The following is a 16,087-nucleotide window of genomic DNA, read 5'->3' as shown; positions in this document are numbered from 1 at the left end:
GCAGTGGGGACTTGTCATCCGCAGCCTCAGGTCACCGCCGGCGTCTGGTGGAGAAAGGTGCCGTCGGTTAGCTGACGCAGCACGAAGTCGGCGACATCGGCGCGGCTGACCTGGCCGCCCTTGAGCGACCGATCGAGCCCGAAGCGGTCGCGATCGGTACCTGGCCCATCGGTCAGACCGCCGGGTCGCCTGGAATCCTGCTCGCCGGAATCCGCTCCCTTGCCGCGATGCTCTCAGATCTGTGGCTCACGCGATTCGGATCGGGTCAGGCCTGCGCCGGGCTGGGCCCGAGCAGCCGCCCGAGGCGGTGATGCAGGCTGTCATGGATCGAGAGCATGGCCGGGATGACCAGCAGGATCAACAGGGTCGCGAACCCGAGCCCGAAGGCAATCGAGGTCGCCATGGGGATCAGGAACTGGGCCTGGACGGATTTCTCGAACAGCAGCGGGGTCAGGCCGGCGATGGTGGTCAGGGAGGTCAGGAGGACCGCGCGCAACCGTTGGCAGGCCGCCTCGATCAGCGCCTCGCGGCTGGCGACGCCTTGGGCGAGCAGCTCCTGGTAGAACCTGACCAGGATGATGGAGTCGTTGATCACGATCCCGGACAGGCCGAACATCCCGAACAAGGACAGGATGGTGACGTCGATCCCGATCAGCCAGTGGCCGAAGAGCGCCCCCGTAAGGCCGAATGGAATGGCGGCCATGACCACCAACGGCCACCCGTAGGATGCAAAGACCCAGGCCAGGATCACGTAGATGAGGATCAGGCCCAACACCATCCCCTTGCGCATGTCGCCCAGCGTCTCGCGCTGATCCGCGGAACGCCCCTCGAAGGAATAGTTAATCCCGTAGGCGGCCTGCAGCTCGGGGAGCGTCGAATCGATGAGCCCCTCGATGATGGAGCCGACGTTGTTGGCCTCGGAGTCGATATCCGCGGAGACCTCGACCGCGAGCTTCCCCTCGGCATGGCGCAGGATCTCGAATCCGCGGCGCGAGTGCCACCCGGCGACCGTGGTCAGCGGGACGGAGGAGCCATCCGGCAGGCGCACGTTGATCCGGTCAAGGGTCCCGAGCCGTTCGCGCTCCGCCCGCGGGAGCTTGACCCGAACCTCGACCTCGTCGGCGCCGTCCTGGAAGATCTGCACCAGCTGTCCCTCGAAGGCGGTTCGCAGCTGCTGCCCGAGGTCGGCGACCGTGAGCCCGAGCGCCTGGCCCGCGGGTGTCAGGGAATAGATGATCTGCTCGCGCCCGAAGGCCATGTCGTCCTCGACCGCCGAGACGCCCGGGAGTCCCTTGAGGACCTCCGACAGATCGAGCGCGGCCGCCTTGAGGATATCTGCATCGGCCCCGAAGAGGCGCACGGCCAGGTCGCGCCCGGGCGGACCGGCGCGCCGCGACGCAATGGTGAAGCCCTCGAGGCCGGCGGGGAGCTGGATCCGCTCCCGCCAGGCCCGGATGAACTGCTCGTTGCGCACGTCGCGTGCGTCCGGCTCTACGAGCTCGACCTGCAGGGCGCCGAGTTGATCGGCTGACGCCGAATCCCCCGCCTTGGCGCCGTGCAGGGCTACCGCGAGATTGACGAGCTTGCCCTGGTCGAAGGCGCGCTCGGTCTCCCACAGGGTCTGGTCCAGGTGCTTCAGCATGGCATCCACCTGCGCACGTGGAGTCCCGGCGACAAAGGTGGCGTTGGCGGTGATGATCTGGCCCTCCGGCGTGGGGAAGAAGACGAAGGCGAGGCGCCCTCCGACCAGCAATCCGAGCGCGACGACCAGCGCCGCGACGGCGGCGGCGATGGTGGAGAAACGGTGGTGGACGGCCAAGGTCACCAAGGGTCGGAAGACCCGATCTCGCAGGTGCTCGAATCCACGGTCAAGCCGCGCGCGCAGTGAATCCGGCTTGACCTTGTGGGCGTGCACGAAGGCACTGCGCAGATGGCCGGGCAGCACCAGCATGCTCTCGAGCAGCGACGCCAGGATCACCGCGACGATGACCAGCGGGATGACGCTGAGGATGTTGCCGATCACCCCGCCGACCAGCATGAGCGGCAGAAAAGCGGCGATGGTGGTCAGCGAGGAGGCGACCACGGGGGCGAGCATCCGGCGGACACCCCCCTCGGCCGCGAGCAGGGGGTCCTCACCCATCTGATGATGCGCCATCGCATCCTCGCCGACCACAATGGCATCGTCGACGATGATCCCCAGCGCCATGATGAGCGCGAACAGGCTCATCATGTTAATGCTGCCTCCGGAGAGGTAGAGGATGAAGAGCGTCGCCATGAAGGACACCGGGATGCCCCAGGCGACCCAGAAGGCCACCCGGCCGCTCAGAAACAGGAAGAGGATCGAAACCACCAGGATGAGTCCGCCCGCCCCGTTGGTCACCAGCAGCATGATGCGGTCGCGGATCAGCTGCCAGGAGGCGTCGTAGACGACCAGCTCGACCCCCGGGGGGAGCAAGGGACGCGTCGCCGTGAGCCACTCGTCGAGCAATCGGGCCGCCGCGAGCGAGTTTCCCGTCTCGGCGCGCTGCAGGACCATCTCCACCGCCGGCATGCCGTTCATCGAAAGCTGCAGCGTGGCATCGCGCGGCACCCGCTCGATCTCGGCGATGTCGCCCAAACGCAGGTTCAGGGTCTCCTCGGTCTTGACCGGCAGCTGTGCGAATTCCAGCGGATCGCGAGCCTTGTCGAGGCTGCGCAGCTCTCGGGTCGCCTCCCCCCGGCCGATCGCCCCGGCCGGGAGATCGCGGCTGAAGTCGCCAACCCGCTCGCCGATCTGGGTCAGACCCAGACCCAGCTGCTCGAGCCGTGCCTGATCGACCTGGATACTGATCTCCTCAAGGGGGAGCCCGCGGATCTCGATCTTGTCGATCCCGCGCTCGAGGAGCTCGGACTCGAAGCGCCGGGCCAGGTGCCGCAGCTCATCGGGGCGATCGATCCCGGTCAGGACCAGGCGCGCCACCGACTCGTAGCGCGTGGCGAGCGCGATCTCGGGTTTCTCGGCGTCCTGCGGGAGGTTGCGGAAGTCGTCGACCAGACGCCTGACCTGGTCCAACGCCAGCAAGGGGTCGACGCCCTCGTTGAATTCGAGGGTGATGGCGGAGATCCCTTGGGTCGAGGTCGAGGTCATCTTGCGCAGGCCATCGACCGCCCGCAGACGCTGCTCCAGCGGGTTGGTGATCCCGTCCTCGATGTCCTCCGCGCTGGCGCCGGTCCAGACCACACGCACGGTCACCACGTCGAGATCGAAGCTCGGAAAGAACTGGACGTTCAGGCGGTCGAGGGCGAAGATCCCGCTCAGGATCATGATCGCCATCAGGAGGTTGGCCGCGACCTTGTGATGGGCGAAGAGTCCGATCAGATCGTCCTGGTGACCCTTGACTACCCTGCCCTTGGCGCCGGTGCCCTCCGTCATTGAACGGTCTCCACCCGCAGCCCGTCGATCGCGTTGGGCATGTGGCTGACGACCAGTCGATCCCCCGCCGCGAGGCCAGCTGCCTGCACCAGCAGGCGCTCTTCACCCGTATCGGTGAACCAGCTCCCGAGGCTGCGCACCGGCACGCCTTGCATCCGGCCGTCGACCAGCTTGTAGACTCGGTTGCTGGCGTAGACAGACCCGAAGGGCACCGGGACGACCTCGTCGCGAGCCGGACGCTCGAGGCGCAGCGCGATCATCTGCCCGGCGCGAAGCAGTCCCGCCTCGCCCTCCACCTGGAACAGGCCGTCGATCCCGCTCGCGCTCGCCTCTCCGGCGAGCCGCCCGAGCGAGAGCCTGAGGGTGTGCTCACCGACGGCGGCGGTTGCAGGCAACGCCCCCTCCGACCGCAGGGACGCGGTCAGCTCGGCCTGATAGGGTGCGGGAATCCGCGCACGGACCTCGAGGCTGTCGAGGGCGTAGAGCGTGAGCAGCACGTCGTCCTTGCCGACCTGGTCACCTGAGGTGACAGAGACGCCGGCGATGATCGCCTCGTAGGGCGCCGCCACCCGCCCTCTCTCGAGCTCGAGTGCGATCTCCTGGACGCGGGCCCGCGCGCTCTGCAGTCTTGCCTCGAGAGCGCGTTGACGTGCTGGAAAGTCCGCGATGCTCATGTTGCGGTTACTGACAGCGAGCGCCTGACGAGCGAGCTCTTGCTCGGCGGCGTCCAGATCGGTCTCGGAGCCGACACGCTGTTTCGTGAGCTGGGCGGCCCGCTGCACCCCTTCTTCGGCGATCGCCAGCAGCTTGCGTTCCTGCTCCAGCGCGGCAACATCGCTCGCGTGGCGGGTGCGCTCGGTCTCGATCTGGGCCTTGAGCTCGTCGACCTGCGCCTGGGCCTGGGCGAGTCGCAGGCTGAAGTCCCGGGGATCGAGCTCGACGAGGAGCTGCCCAGCCGCGACGCGGTCGCCTTCGCGCACGAGCACCCGTGCGACGCGGGCCGGCGCGGATGCCGCCGCACGCAGCAGATCCGGCGTCTCCACGCTGCCGTAGAGCTCCAGGCTGGGCGCCAGTCGGCGCGGCTCGACTGTCTCGGCCTCGACGCGCCAGACCCGCTCCCGGATCTCCGCGGGCGGGCGCTCGGGGCGGGTCTGCTTGAGATACTGAAACACTCCGATACCGACGGCGAGGACGAGGACGGGCAGCAGGAACTTGATCAGGCGCTTCACGGGGGCTCGCGGAGTGGCTCGAAGGTGGACAAGTGTCGGGGCGGGTCACGGACAAAGCAACCGATCAGCAGGCCGCGCCGTAGTCGAAGGTGATCTCCTCGTCGACGGCAATCGCACGAGAGGCATAGAGATCAAAGCCGTCGAACTCGGCATTCGGCTGATCGCTATGATTCAGCCAGCGCAGCAGGTTGCGCCCGTCGCGCCCACTGAGGACGTTGCCTTCGGGGTCGTAGATCCAGAGCACATAGGTTCCGTCCCGATCCACCGCGGGGCCCTCGTAGGTGCCGATCCACTCACCGCTCTGAAATGGGACCTTGGCGAAGCAGCCCTGACCGTGGATCGAGGAGGCGGCACAGTAGATGCGGCTGCGCAGGGGGTCGGCCGCGGAGGAGCGGCTCATTCGGGTCTTCTGCTCATCCGCGCATGCCCGGTCAGCGGCGCCTCGCCCTGGTGAAGGCATCCGCCATCGCACCGCCGCCTGCTGCGGGGGATTGAGTCGGCTTTGGGCGTTGCCCCTCCGGCGACTTCCCTCCGTCACGCGGGCGTGAGGACTGCCGGGGCGGCGTTCGAGCGCGCGTCGGCGCACCATCGTCCCCGGGACTCGCGGTCCGCGGGCCGGCCGTGGCGCGCTGCGGCGCGACATCGCCGAGACGCATGCTCAGTGCGACACGCTTGCGCGCCAGGTCGACCTCCATCACCTTGACCGTGACCAGATCGCCGGACTTGACCACGGCGTGGGGGTCCTTGACGAAGCGATCGGCCAACGCCGAGACGTGGACCAAGCCGTCCTGGTGGACACCGACATCCACGAATGCGCCGAAGTTGGTCACATTGGTGACGGTTCCCTCGAGGATCATGCCCGGAGTCAGATCCGCGAGCGTCTCGACGCCCTCCTGAAGACGTGCGGTCTTGAATTCAGGGCGCGGGTCGCGGCCCGGCTTCTCCAGCTCCGCGAGGATGTCGCTGACGGTCGGCAAGCCGAACCGCTCGTCCGTGAAGCGGGCGGGATCAAGAACACGCAGGGTTGCGCTATCTCCCATCAGCGCCCCCATCGGCAGCCCGGTGTCCGCGAGGATACGGCGCACCACCGGGTAGGCCTCCGGGTGGACGGCGGAGGCGTCCAAGGGCTCGTCGCCGTCTCTCACCCGCAGGAAGCCCGCACTCTGTTGAAACGCCTTGTCGCCGAAACGCGGCACGCATAGCAGACGCGTGCGGTTGGGGAAGGCGCCGTTGGTCTCGCGGAACTGAACGATGCTCTCGGCCAGACCACGGCTCAACCCGGAGACCTGGGCCAGAAGGGGCACAGAGGCGGTGTTCAGATCCACCCCGACCGCATTCACACAGTCCTCCACCACGGTCTCCAGAGCGCGGGCGAGACGCGTCTGATTGACGTCGTGCTGATACTGGCCGACACCGATCGCCTTGGGGTCGATCTTGACCAGCTCGGCGAGGGGATCCTGCAACCGGCGGGCGATCGAGACGGCACCGCGCAGCGAGACATCGAGCTGGGGCAGCTCCCTGGAGGCGATCTCGGATGCCGAGTAGACGGAGGCGCCGGCCTCGCTGACAACGAGTGAGCGCAGCCCCAGCTCGGGGTGGCGCCGGATCAGCTCGCGGACCAGCCGGTCGGTCTCGCGCGAACCGGTGCCGTTGCCGATACTGACGAGCCTAACGCCATGGTCTCTGGACAACGCGGCGAGCCGCGCGATCGAGACATCCCACCGGTTCCTCGGGACGTGGGGATAGATGGTGTCGGTCGCCGCTACCCGCCCGGTGGCGTCGACCACGGCGACCTTGACCCCGGTGCGCAGTCCGGGATCCAGCCCGAGGGTCGGCAGCCGGCCCGCCGGGGCGGCCAGCAGGAGCGCCTTGAGGTTGAGACCAAAGACCCGGATCGCCTCCTCTTCCGACGCCTCCAGCAACCGCCCCTTGAGCTCCAGGTCGAGCCGCGTGAGCAGCTTGATTCGCCATGCCTTGTGGACCGTCCCGATCAGCCATGCGTCGCCTGGGCGCCCGGCCTGCCGCACCCCGAATCGGGCGGCGACCAGGCCGCGAAAGACCGCATCCGGGTCCTCGCCCCCGCCCGCCAGCAGCTCCAGGTGCAGGATCCCCTGGTTGCGGCCGCGGAACAGGGCCAGCGCGCGGTGGGAGGGGATCCGCGCCAGCGGCTCGCGATAGTCGAAATAATCCATGAAATTGGCGCCCTCCGCTTCCTTGCCCGGTACGACCCGTGAGACCAGGATGCCCTGCTCCCAGAGGAGGTTGCGCAGGGACCCGCTCAGCTCCGGATCCTCGGCGAAACGCTCCATCAGGATCTGGCGCGCGCCATCCAGGGCGCCCGCTGTATCCGCCACGCCCTTGGCCGCATCGACAAAACGCGCCGCATGCGCCTCGGGGGCTTCGTCCGGATCGGCGAGCAGCGCATCGGCCAGGGGCTCCAAACCCGCCTCGCGGGCGATCTGAGCCTTGGTGCGCCGCTTCGGCTTGAAGGGCAGGTAGAGGTCTTCAAGGCGCTGCTTGGTGTCGGCGCCCGCGATCTCGGCCTCGACCTCCGGTGTCAGCCTCCCCCGCTCCTCGATGCTCTTGAGCACGGCGGCGCGACGCTCGTTCAGCTCCCTCAGATAGACCAGACGCTGCTCGAGATGACGCAGTTGCGCGTCGTCGAGACCGCCGGTTGTCTCCTTACGATAGCGCGCGATAAAAGGCACGGTGGCGCCTTCGTCCAGTAGCGCGATCGTGGCCTCTACCTGCGACGGACGTGCGGCCAGCTCTTGGCTAAGCGTCCGGACGATGCTGATCATGCGCGGTGGGTTCCGGTCCGGCTGATGGAAGGGATGGCGGAGGGTCAGCGCAGCGCCCGGGACGGCGGCGCGAGAGCAGGGTCGTTACAGTCTGCAGGCGTCGCCGTAAACGGCCATGACCGCTTTCAGCTCGCTCAGAAGGGCGCGTCTCTCCTCTGCACTCAAGTCCCTGGTCTCCGGCAATTGCGATCCTGATTCCAAGGCGGCGATGTCGCGCCTGACCTGAGCGCAGCCCTTCTGACACAGGGCTTCGATGCGCGCCTCGATTCGACAATGCTGCAGCGTGTGCACGACCCTCTCCTGCGGCGGGGAGCTCGTTGATGCGACGAGGCGGAAGGCGGTCCCGTCTGGTCGACGAGGCCGGGATCGTCTTGCCGCCGCGCCCGGTGTGCGGACCATTATAAGAAAGTGACGATCTGGGTCACAATGAATGTCGGTACGCAGAACGCGCAGAGGAGAACCCATGCCTGCCCCGGAGACCATCTACTGGCGCGCCGCTCCACCAAGGCTCGATCTCGGACCGGGCGATCTCCATCTGTGGCGGATCCGGACCGACCACTTCGGGGCCGACGTCGGCGATTGCATGCGCCAGCTCGCATCCCGTCAGCAGGCTCGGGCCTCGCGCATGCGCCACCTGCCCTATCGGGAACGCTACGTCCGCGCCCAGGCCGGACTGCGCCGGATCCTCTCCCGCTATCTCGATGCGCCGCCGCAGTCGATCCGTTTCGACCATGGTCCCGCCGGCAAGCCCATGCTGCCGCCCGATTCGCAACCCCTCTGCTTCAACCTCACGACGACAGGCGATCTGGCCTTGGTCGGCGTCTCAGCCGGGCGGGGCCCGGACGCCGAGGTCGGTGTGGACTGCGAGCGGATTCGCCCTCGTCGCGACATCACCGCAGTGGCCGAGCGGATGTTCAAGGCCGAGGTCGTCCAGGCCCTGGGGGCCGCGCGGGAGAGCGAGCGGCTGGCCCACTTCTACCTGGCTTGGACGGCCCTGGAAGCGGACGCGAAGGCCGATGGCCGCGGACTCTTCCGACCCCGCGACCCAGGCGCGCGCCCGCCGACCGTCGTGCACTGCATCCCTGAGACAGGTTACGTGGCCGCCGTCGCGCGTGAGATCCTCCCCATGGTCTGCCACTGGTCCACCTACGACATGTCTTGACGCCCTCCCGGCCCACCGATCGGCGGGACTGGCTTCAAGGGCGGCCATCGGGATGGCAAGACGCGCATCGGGGCGGAGAATCCATCTTTGGCAGGTATATAATCCGCGTCCTAACCTCAGGAGCGCCATTCGGTGGAGACCATCCAGATCGTCCTGCTGGCCCTCGTCCAAGGGATCACAGAGTTCCTGCCCATCTCGAGCTCGGGACATCTGATCCTGACGCCACTTCTGTTCGGGTTCGAGCTGCAGAGTCTGGCATTCGACGTCGCGGTCCACCTCGGGACACTCGCCGCCGTCATGCTCTATTTTCGGCGCGAGATCGCCACCATGGTGGTCGCCATGCTCGAGTCACCGCGAATCCGCCGGCTCGATCAACCCGATGCCCGGCTTGGCTGGATGATCATCCTCGCGACCCTGCCGGTCCTGGCCCTCGGGTTGCCGCTGAAGTCGGTGCTCGAGGTGCTGCGCGAGGACGAGACGCGCGTGGCACTGGTGATTGCCGGGACGACCATCGGCTTCGGACTCATCCTGTGGTGGGCGGATTGGCGAGGAAAACGCACCCGCGACGAGTACGGCATCGGCTGGATGGCGGCCTTGTTCATCGGTCTGCTGCAGGCGATTGCCATCATCCCGGGGACCTCGCGCTCGGGGATCACCATCACCGCCGGCCTACTGATCGGACTGACACGCAAGGCTGCGTCTCGCTTCTCGTTTCTCCTGGCGATTCCGACCATCCTGATGGCCGGGGGGCTCGAAACGATTGACCTGTTGAGATCGGCTGAGCCGGTCGACTGGTGGTCGCTGATCCTTGGCGGACTGCTGTCGTTCGTCTTCGCGTACCTGACGATTCATTACTTCCTGAAATTCATCGAACGGATCAGCATGCTCCCGTTCGTGCTCTACCGGTTGCTGCTCGGCGGCGTCATCCTGATGCTGGTCTGGTGATTCGCGATGGGCATCGAGACCGAGGTCCTGACGACCGTGAGTTCCGGGATTGCCTCTCTCCAGCCGGTGCTGGACCGTTACGGACTCTGGGCGCTCTTCGTCGCCTGTTTGGTCGAGGGATTCGGGATCCCATTGCCCGGCCAGACCCTGCTGATCGCATGCGCACTGCTGGCAGCAACCGGTAAGCTGAACCTCGCGGCGGTGCTGCTGGTGGCTTGGTTAGCGACCCAGCTCGGCGACATCATCGGCTATCTGCTCGGGCGCTACGGGTTGCAGGGGTTGCTGAAGCGCGCCCTTAAGCACCGCGATCGCCTTCTGAAGGCCGAAGCCGCGTTCGCCCGCTGGGGCATCGGACTGTTGCTCGTCGCGCGCTTCCTCGACGGACTGCGCCAGACGAGCAATATGGCGGCCGGCGCACTCCTGATGCCTTGGGGACGTTTCCTCGTCGGAACGATCGCGGGGACGACGCTGTGGGTCGGAACCTTCGGATTCGGCGCCTACACCTTAGAACGCGACTTCCATCGCATCACCGATCTCCTGGAGCCGCTCGGACCCTACGCGCTGACGTCGACGATACTCCTGCTCCTCTTCTTCCTGCTCAGCCGGCGGCCGAGCAGCCGCTAAGGCATCGGACAGCCCCGAGCGCACGCGTGCAAAAACCTGATTATCTCGGCGGCAGCATCGTCAACCTGATGAGCAGCATCATCCGTGCGCGCGGCGGACGATCCGAGTATCCGGACCTAAGGGAGCTAGCGGCGGACACCTTGGCCGGGGTCACCAATCTGGTGCTGTTGATCATCGATGGATTGGGGGCGGATTGGCTCGCCGCGCGGTCCCCCGGTGGAATGCTGAGCCGCGCCCAACGGGCGACACTCACATCGGTCTTCCCCTCCACCACCGCCGCGGCGATTCCCACCTTCCTCACCGGCGACGCGCCCCTGCAGCATGGGCTCACCGGCTGGCATACGTATCTTGGCGAGCTCGCTTGCGTCATGACCGTCCTGCCCGGACGACCACGCTTTGGCGGCGTGCCCTATCGACAGGCCGGGATCGACCCCGTCAAGCTGTTCGGCAATCGCCCCGTGTTCGATCGGATCGCCACCCGAGGCATCCTGATCGCGCCCGATTCCATCGCTCGGTCCGACTTCAACCTCGCCCACCGCGGCCGCGGCGTGCTCGTGGCCTATCAAGGCCTCCGGGACATGTTCCGCCGGACTGCCCGGATCCTGCGCGGGCGCCGCCGGACTCGACAAGAGCCCAAGTATCTCTATCTCTACTGGCCCAGACTGGACTCCATCGGGCACGAGCAGGGGATGGGAAGCCCGGCGGCGCAGGCACATCTGTTGGAGATCGAGGCGGCGCTCGCGACATTCATGCTCGAGATCGCGGGGACGGACACGCTGCTGTTGGTGAGCGCGGATCACGGCCATCTCGACACAGTAAGCTGCGATGTCATCGACCTGGCCGACCACCCGGGGCTCGCGGGGACTCTGCTGCTGCCGCTCTGTGGTGAGCCCCGCGCGGCCTTCTGTTATGTCCGGGCAGGACATGGCGGGGAATTCACCGATTATTGCCGTGATGTCCTGGCGGACCGAGTCGACGTCTTTCCCAGCCGTCAGCTCATCGAGGAGGGTCTATTCGGATCGGGCCGGCCACACCCGCGGTTCACGGAGCGCATCGGCGACTACTGCATGGTGCCGAAGGATCGCTGTGTCATCCGACAATGGCTGCCGTTCGAGCGGCCGTACCAGCAGGTCGGCGTCCACGGCGGGCTCACCAGAGACGAGCTCCTGGTGCCCTTGTGTGCGTTGCGCGCCTGACACGGCGAAGACGCCGCAGGCTTACATCAGACCGAGCTGAAGACGCGCCTCGTCGCTCATCTTCTCCTGTGTCCAGGGTGGATCCCAGACCAGCTCGACTTGAACGAGGCCAACGCCCTCGACCCTCGAAACCGCGTCCTTGACCATGACCGGCATCATGCCGGCGACCGGGCATGCCGGCGCAGTCAGGGTCATGTCGATTGCTACGTTCCCCTGCTCCGAGATATCGATCCGGTAGATCAGGCCGAGGTCGTAGATATTGATCGGGATCTCCGGGTCGTGCACGCCCCGCAGCGCCTCGACGATCGGCTCGCGCAGCGCCTCCGGATCCATCCGCTCCACGGTCACGTCCTGTGTCAGCGTCCCGGTATCCGCGCTCTCCTCATCCTCCTTTCCGAAGCCGGCGAAGCGGGCCAGTCTGTTCATGGTCGACCTCTCGACTGCTGTTTCGACAGATACGTATGCGGTTGACCGCATCTCGGGTGAGCGGTCTCGGCCCAACCGGGGATCAGGTCAGCGGGGCGGACTCGAGTCGCTGACCCACTTGCTCCGACACCCGCTCGCGCAGTGCATCGGCGTGCAGCGCATCGATGACCTCCCCGGCGAACCCCATGCAGAGCATGCGGCGAGCGATCGGCGCCGAGAGACCTCGCGAGCGCAGATAGAACAGCATCTCCGGCTGGATCTGACCGACCGTCGTGCCATGACTGCATTTGACGTCATCGGCATTGATCTCGAGCTGCGGCTTGGTGTCGATCTCCGCGTTCTCGGACAACATGAGATTCTTGTTGGACATGGCCGCATCGGTCTTCTGCGCATTCTTGGCGACCACCACGCGACCGTCGAACACTGCCCGCCCCTTGCCGTAGAGGATCCCTTTGAAGGTCTCGCGGCTCGTACAGGATGGCACCGCGTGATGGACGTCAATGTGGTAGTCCATCAACTGGCGATCGCCCGCGAGATAGAGACCCAGCAGATCGCATTCGGCATGCTCACCTTGGAAGCGGGTGAACAGATCGGTGCGTGCCCAGGCGCCTCCCAGGCCGATGTTCGTGCCCTGGTAGCGGCTGTTCTCCTCCTGACTGAGGTAAAGGCCCGTGATATGGAAGGCGTTGGGACTCTCCTCCTGGATCCGATCGTGCTTCAGGACCGCATCCCGCCCGAGTGAGAGCTCCAATACCGAGTTGGTGCAGTAGAGCGAGGCGCCGAGGCTGACATAACGCTCGACCAGGGTCGCCTGCGCGCCCGCCTCGATCGCGACCAGGTGGCGCGGCTGCGCGACCCGCGGCTCGTCCATTCCGACGGACAGATGGATGAGCTCGATCGGGCGCTCCAAGACCGCTCCGCGGTCGAGCAACACCACCAGCCCGTCATCCAGGCCGGCCGTGTTCAGTGCGGCGAATAGCGGCTGGCGCTCGCCGGCGACACCGTTGATGCGCTCGCGGAGGGCGTCGGGGTCGTTTGCGAGGAGCGCCCGCAGGCCGGTGACCCGAACCCCATGCGGGAGATCGCCGAGCGCGGACAGCGACGGCGTGTAACGACCGTTCACCATGACCACCCGATGGCTGTCCAGCTCGGGGATCAGCAGCTCTTCGATATCGTCTAGCCGGAGCGCAGTGACCGTGTCGTCGACCTGGGCAAAGCCCTGCTCGAGCAGACGCTTGAGACTCGTGTAGCGCCAGGCCTCCTGCTTGGCCGAAGGCACACCATGCTCGCGGACCTGATCGAGTGCGCTTCGCCGTCGCGCCTCGAGCCAGTCCAGACCGGCGCCGGTCCTGTCGTCCGGCCGGGCGGTGAGCCAGGTTTCGAAACTGGCGGGCGCCGTCCCATTCATGCCGCCCGCTCCTCTTCGACGACCCAGCCATAACCCTTCTCCTCGAGCTCGAGCGCGAGCTCCTTGCCACCAGAGCGAATGATCCGCCCCTTTGCCAGGACATGCACATGGTCGGGCTCGATATAGTCGAGCAGCCGCTGATAATGGGTGACCACGATCATCGACCGTTCCGGACTACGCAGTGCATTGACACCGTCGGCGACGACTCGCAAAGCGTCGATGTCTAGGCCCGAGTCGGTCTCGTCGAGGATCGCGAGCTTGGGCTCGAGCAAGGCCATCTGAAAGATCTCGTTGCGCTTCTTCTCGCCCCCGGAAAATCCCGCGTTGACCGAGCGCTTCAAGAGGGAGTCATCCAGATGCAGGATCTTCAGCTTCTCCTTGATCAGCCGCAGGAAGGACACGGCGTCGAGCTCGTCCTCTCCGCGCGACTTGCGGACACTGTTGAGTGCCGCCTTCAGGAAATAGGTGTTGTTGACGCCGGGCAACTCGACCGGGTACTGAAAAGCAAGGAAGAGACCCCGCTGCGCGCGCTCCTCAGGCTCGAGCGCCAGCAGGTCTTGCCCTTCGAACGTGACCGAGCCGGCCGTCACCTCATAGCCTTCCCGTCCCGACAGGACATGCGCGAGCGTGCTCTTGCCGGATCCGTTCGGACCCATGATGGCATGCACCTCACCCGGGCCGACCTCCAGATCCAGGCCCTTCAGGATCTCATTCTCACCGACGTTGGCCCGCAGGCCCTTCACAGATAGCATCGTTGTCTCCCGATCAATCGCGTCCGGCATGATGGGCGGCAGGGGTGGATTGGTCGGCCTCTTGGCGAGCCGATCAATGTCGCCGCTGACGCGCTTGATATTGATTTAAAGCTGTCCACGGCCTGGCCTGGGTCGCGTCGCGTGGATCGTGGCGTCAGGACTCAGGCCGAGCCGAATCGAGGCTCGGCGAGTCAATCGAGAGCCCCCTCAACCGACCGCTCCTTCGAGGCTGATGCTCAGGAGCTTCTGGGCCTCCACGGCGAATTCCATCGGAAGCTCGTTGAAGACCTCTTTGCAGAAACCGTTGACGATCATCGAGACCGCGTCTTCCGCGGTGAGGCCGCGCGACCGACAATAGAACAATTGGTCTTCGCTGATCTTCGAGGTTGTCGCCTCGTGCTCGAGGTTGGCGCTCGGGTGCCTGACCTCGATGTAAGGGAAGGTGTTGGCAGCGCAGCGGTCACCGATCAGCAGCGAATCACACTGGGTGTGGTTGCGTGCCCCCGCGGCGCGCTGACTGATCCGCACCAAGCCCCGGTAGGTCTGTTGACCCTCACCGGCCGAGATGCCCTTGGAGACGATCGTGGAACGCGTGTTCCGGCCGAGATGGATCATCTTGGTGCCGGTATCGGCCTGTTGCCGCCCTTTGGTGACCGCGACCGAGTAGAATTCGCCGACCGAGTCGTCGCCGCGCAGGATGCAGCTGGGATATTTCCAGGTGATCGCGGAGCCGGTCTCCACCTGGGTCCAGGAGATCTTTGAGCGGGCACCGCGACAGTCACCCCGTTTGGTGACGAAGTTGTAGATGCCGCCGCGACCCTCAGCGTCACCGGGATACCAGTTCTGCACGGTCGAGTATTTGATCTCGGCATCCTTCAGGGCGATCAACTCGACGACTGCGGCGTGGAGCTGGTTTTCGTCGCGCTGGGGCGCGGTGCAGCCCTCCAGGTAGCTGACGTAGCTCCCCTCGTCGGCGACGATGAGGGTGCGCTCGAACTGCCCGGTGTTCCGCGCATTGATGCGGAAATAGGTGCTGAGCTCCATCGGGCAACGCACGCCCTTTGGAACATAGACGAAGGTGCCGTCACTGAAGACCGCCGAGTTGAGTGCCGCATAGAAGTTGTCGGTGTGCGGGACCACGGAGCCGAGGTACGCCTTGACCAGCTCCGGATGCTCGTGGACCGCCTCGGAGATCGAGCAGAAGACGACTCCCGCCTCGGCCAGTGCGGCCCGGAAGGTCGTCGCAACGGACACGCTGTCGAAGACCGCGTCGACGGCGATTCCCGCGAGCGCCTTCTGCTCTTCGATCGGGATCCCGAGCTTCTCATAGGTCTCCAGCAACGCGGGGTCGATCTCGTCGAGACTCTTGGGGGCGTCTTCGGGGCGCTTCGGGGCCGAAAAATACGAGATCGCGTTGAAATCGATCGGCGGGTAGTCCACGGCGGCCCAGTGGGGTGGCGCCATGGTGAGCCAGTGGCGGTATGCCTTGAGGCGCCACTCGGTCATAAATTCGGGCTCCCGCTTGCGAGCGGAGATCGCCCGCACCACCCCCTCGTCAAGGCCGGGAGGGAAGGTGTCAGACTCGATCTCGGTGACGAAACCATGCTCGTACTCTGACCTGACGATGTCGTCGACAGCTTGGGTTGATGTCATCTCTCCTGGCTCCGTTCTGCTCAGCTCTTTGTTGAGCGTTTTACTTGGTTATTTACTATACGCCCTTCCGGCCGTGATTCAACAGCCCGCGTCGCCTGTCCTACTCGTCCACCGATGTCCGTCGCGTGCGGAACGAGATGTCTGACCAAGGCACCCAGGTTTCAAGGGCGCTCGGCGCTGTTGCGGGTTTATGACCGGATTATATTCGAATCTTCGGATGAAATTCAGCATCAGCATTGCTAATGCGAACCATTCCCATTATGATGCTCGATCGCGCACCAGCGATACTCAACCTCATTGACACAGCACAGCCGACCGAACGAGGAGGCCCAGACGCATGAAACCATTAATCCAGCCCCTGACCGCGGCAGCCGTGATGCTGTTGGCCGCGATACCGGCCCATGCCGCGGCCGACACCGAGGTCAACCTGTACTCGGCCCGCAAGGAGGAGCTGATCAAGCCTTTGCTCGATCGCTTTA

Annotated in this window: 14 protein-coding genes; 4 read left to right on the top strand and 10 right to left on the bottom strand. The window is 65.8% G+C overall.

The genetic code is table 11. The features are described from left to right. Positions 1–26: 26 nt before the first annotated feature. From LJE61_RS09530 to LJE61_RS09505, 6 genes are all read right to left on the bottom strand, one after another. On the bottom strand, positions 27–176 hold the full coding sequence (locus LJE61_RS09530; protein ID WP_296918257.1) for a Rossmann-fold NAD(P)-binding domain-containing protein: 150 nt from the start codon (positions 174–176) through the stop codon (positions 27–29). Positions 177–265: 89 nt separating this feature from the next. Next, on the bottom strand, positions 266–3,412 hold the full coding sequence (locus LJE61_RS09525; protein WP_296918255.1) for an efflux RND transporter permease subunit: 3,147 nt from the start codon (positions 3,410–3,412) through the stop codon (positions 266–268). Next, on the bottom strand, positions 3,409–4,641 hold the full coding sequence (locus tag LJE61_RS09520; RefSeq protein ID WP_296912297.1) for an efflux RND transporter periplasmic adaptor subunit: 1,233 nt from the start codon (positions 4,639–4,641) through the stop codon (positions 3,409–3,411). Before LJE61_RS09520 ends, LJE61_RS09525 begins: the two co-directional genes overlap by 4 nt. A gap of 64 nt (positions 4,642–4,705) precedes the next feature. Beyond that, positions 4,706–5,041 carry an SET domain-containing protein gene (locus tag LJE61_RS09515; protein WP_296912294.1) on the bottom strand — a complete coding sequence of 112 codons (336 nt, stop codon included), beginning with the start codon at positions 5,039–5,041 and terminating at the stop codon, positions 4,706–4,708. A gap of 31 nt (positions 5,042–5,072) precedes the next feature. Continuing rightward, positions 5,073–7,442 (bottom strand): Tex family protein, encoded by a 2,370-nt coding sequence (locus LJE61_RS09510; protein WP_296912292.1) that lies wholly within the window; start codon positions 7,440–7,442, stop codon positions 5,073–5,075. A gap of 84 nt (positions 7,443–7,526) precedes the next feature. Further along, entirely contained in the window at positions 7,527–7,733 is a 207-nt protein-coding gene (locus tag LJE61_RS09505; protein ID WP_296912289.1) for a hypothetical protein, read from the bottom strand. Between the two features lie 172 nt (positions 7,734–7,905). On the opposite strand from LJE61_RS09505, the gene LJE61_RS09500 reads away from it, so the two are divergent. The 4 genes from LJE61_RS09500 to LJE61_RS09485 all read left to right on the top strand — a co-directional run bounded on the left by LJE61_RS09500 (position 7,906) and on the right by LJE61_RS09485 (position 11,369). Next, positions 7,906–8,604, top strand: a complete 699-nt coding sequence (locus LJE61_RS09500) for a 4'-phosphopantetheinyl transferase family protein (RefSeq protein ID WP_296912287.1) — start codon at positions 7,906–7,908, stop codon at positions 8,602–8,604. 132 nt (positions 8,605–8,736) lie between these two features. After that, positions 8,737–9,549 (top strand): undecaprenyl-diphosphate phosphatase, encoded by an 813-nt coding sequence (locus LJE61_RS09495; protein ID WP_296912284.1) that lies wholly within the window; start codon positions 8,737–8,739, stop codon positions 9,547–9,549. Between the two features lie 6 nt (positions 9,550–9,555). Continuing rightward, a complete protein-coding gene (locus LJE61_RS09490; protein WP_296912282.1) occupies positions 9,556–10,173 on the top strand; it encodes a DedA family protein in 618 nt (205 codons plus the stop codon). A gap of 26 nt (positions 10,174–10,199) precedes the next feature. Further along, positions 10,200–11,369 (top strand): alkaline phosphatase family protein, encoded by a 1,170-nt coding sequence (locus LJE61_RS09485; RefSeq protein WP_296912280.1) that lies wholly within the window; start codon positions 10,200–10,202, stop codon positions 11,367–11,369. Between the two features lie 21 nt (positions 11,370–11,390). On the opposite strand, the gene LJE61_RS09480 is transcribed toward LJE61_RS09485, so the two are convergent. The 4 genes from LJE61_RS09480 to sufB all read right to left on the bottom strand — a co-directional run bounded on the left by LJE61_RS09480 (position 11,391) and on the right by sufB (position 15,608). After that, a complete protein-coding gene (locus LJE61_RS09480) occupies positions 11,391–11,795 on the bottom strand; it encodes an SUF system Fe-S cluster assembly protein (protein WP_296912277.1) in 405 nt (134 codons plus the stop codon). A gap of 82 nt (positions 11,796–11,877) precedes the next feature. After that, a complete protein-coding gene (gene sufD, locus LJE61_RS09475; RefSeq protein ID WP_296918253.1) occupies positions 11,878–13,203 on the bottom strand; it encodes a Fe-S cluster assembly protein SufD in 1,326 nt (441 codons plus the stop codon). Next, the gene (sufC, locus tag LJE61_RS09470) at positions 13,200–13,955 is read right to left on the bottom strand and encodes a Fe-S cluster assembly ATPase SufC (protein ID WP_296912274.1); all 756 of its coding nucleotides are present in this window, start codon (positions 13,953–13,955) and stop codon (positions 13,200–13,202) included. The genes sufD and sufC overlap by 4 nt, the downstream gene beginning before the upstream one ends. 207 nt (positions 13,956–14,162) lie before the next feature. Further along, a complete protein-coding gene (gene sufB, locus LJE61_RS09465; protein ID WP_296912271.1) occupies positions 14,163–15,608 on the bottom strand; it encodes a Fe-S cluster assembly protein SufB in 1,446 nt (481 codons plus the stop codon). Positions 15,609–16,087: the final 479 nt, after the last annotated feature.

Origin of the sequence: Thiocapsa sp. (genome assembly GCF_022340925.1) — a bacterium.
Lineage (GTDB): Bacteria > Pseudomonadota > Gammaproteobacteria > Chromatiales > Chromatiaceae > Thiocapsa.
Note: the sequence above shows the minus strand (reverse complement) of the source record. Positions and strands in the feature narration are given on the sequence as shown.